Annotated in this window: 1 protein-coding gene; it reads right to left on the bottom strand. The window is 27.0% G+C overall.

The window, feature by feature from the left end:
- The coding region (locus tag AC4FQX_RS15040; RefSeq protein ID WP_491168538.1) for a leucine-rich repeat domain-containing protein at positions 1-2,424 on the bottom strand (2,424 nt) is incomplete at its 3' end.
- Between the last annotated feature and the right edge of the window lie 75 nt (positions 2,425-2,499).

Here is a 2,499-nt window from a genome sequence, read left to right as displayed (position 1 = left end):
CTCTGTTGGTGTTTGTATCACTAAATGATCTTCTAACTCTTCTTTTCTGTTATCTTTTATCGTTATACGATATTCTATAACAAGATCAGAATATTCCCATGAATTTGATTCCTCATCCCAAAAAGTTGAACCGGGATAACTCGCATTGGTCATTTTACAAATAAGAGTTGCTCCATCATAGGTTTTTCCGGCAATAAACTTCCCTTTAGCGATCTGTTTCAACTCTATCGGCACTCCCGATTCAGTATACCAGTTATATACTGTTGTATTACCTTTAATCGAATATTCACTACTTAAATCAATTCCTTTTCCGGCATCTACAAACCCTCCTTCAACACGCTTCTGAGGGGCATAATAAAACGTATGTAAAGAAGGCGAGCTCTCCATATTAGACAAATCCGAAAACATAAAATTATTCTTAAAATTTTCAAAAATCCTTAATTTTATATTATCTGAAACATCCAAACTAATTAAATTATTTGAATAACAATACAAATATCTTAATTTTAATTTATTTGAAACATCCAAACTTGTTAACTGATTAGCAGAACAATCTAACTCATCTAAATTCAAGTTCTTAGAAACATCCAAACTTGTTAACTGATTTGAACCACAACTTAAAGATTCTAAATTTACATGTTTGGAGACATTCAAACTGGTTAACTGATTAGAGCTACAAAACAAATGTTTTAAATTTAGATTATTAGAAATATCTAAACTAGTTAATAAATTATAATCACAATTCAAATTGGTTAATTTTATATTTTTAGAAACATCTAAACTAGTTAACTGATTAGCAGAACAATACAAATATTTTAAATTTAAATTATTAGAAACATCCAAACTGGTTAATAAATTATAACCACAATTCAAATCTTTTAAATTTGCATTCTTTAAAACATCTAAACTGGTTATCAAATTAAAATCACAATTCAATTCAGCCAATTCTATATTTTTAGAAACATCCAAACTGGTTAACTGATTCTTATAACAATACAAATATTTTAAATTTACATTCTTGGAAAGATCCAAACTTTTTAATTGATTATAACGACAATTCAATTTGGTTAAATTTATATTCTTAGAAAGATCCAAATTTGTTAACTGATTAAAACCACAATCCAATTCGGTTAATTTTACATTCTTAGGAAAATCTAAATTAGTTAACTGATTTCCAGAACAATCCAAATATTCTAAATTAATATTCTTAGAAACATCCAAACTAGTTAACTTATTAAAACCACAACTCAACCTGGTTAAATTTACATTCTTAGAAAAATCCAAACCACTTAACTGATTACTAGAATAATCCAAATATTTTAAATTTATATTCTTGGAAATATCTAAATTCGTTAACTGATTTCCAGAACAATACAAACTAGTTAAATTTACATTCTTGGAAAAATCCAAATTTGTTAACTGATTTCTAGAACAATACAAACTAGTTAAATTTATATTATTTGAAACATCCAAATTCGTTAATTGATTATTATTACAATTCAAATCTTTTAAATTTACATTCTTGGAAACATCTAAACTGGTTAACTGATTAGAAGCACAATACAATTCAGTTAATTTCACATTATTTGAAACATCCAAACTTGCTAACTGATTTCCATAACAATACAAACTAGTTAAATTTATATTATTTGAAACATCCAAATTCGTTAATTGATTATTATTACAACTCAAATCTTTTAAATTTACATTCTTGGAAATATCCAAAGACGTTAACTGAGTAAACTGACAAGACAATTGGGTTAATCTCACATTATTTGAGAAATCTAAACTCGTTAATTGATTAGACCAACAATCCAATTCGGTTAAGTTTACATTATTAGAAACATCTAAACCTGTTAACTGATTTGAACCACAATTCAAAGTAATCAAACTAGTTGCTCCGGAAACATCTAAACTGGTTAATTGATTAAAACCACAATGCAATTTGGTTAAGTTTACATTCTTGGAAACATCCAAACTTGTTAACGAATTCCAAGAACAATCCAATTCGGTTAATTTTACATTCTTAGAAATATCTAAACTCGTTAACTTATTATTATCACAACCCAAAAATTCTAAAAAAATAAATTTACGAGCATCCAATGTTCCATATACTTTATTATCAGAATAATAATTCCTTATACGCAATCTTATTAATCGCTTGGGAGATGCTGAATTCCAAGTAGAGAGAGATAATGAGGTTCCCAAATTTTTCAATTTACCAACCCACGCTTCTGAAGTCTTCCAGTTTAAAGTATCTGCTATGGTTAAACCCAAAACATGCAAATTCAAGTGTCCTGGTTTATCTGTTGGCTGACGAAGAAAAACACGTAATCCTTCTTTATCATCTTCATGATAGGTTTGTGCCTGTACACTACTGCACAGAAAAAATACAAAAAAAATAAATAGTAAATTTCTTCTCATAAATAAATATTTTAAGTTAATTTAGCGAAAATAAATATTAATTTTTTATAATAAAAAATTAATAGCATCTTATTT

Source organism: Flavobacterium sp. AK-301 (assembly GCF_058310215.1).
This window is presented reverse-complemented; position numbering and strand designations above follow the sequence as displayed.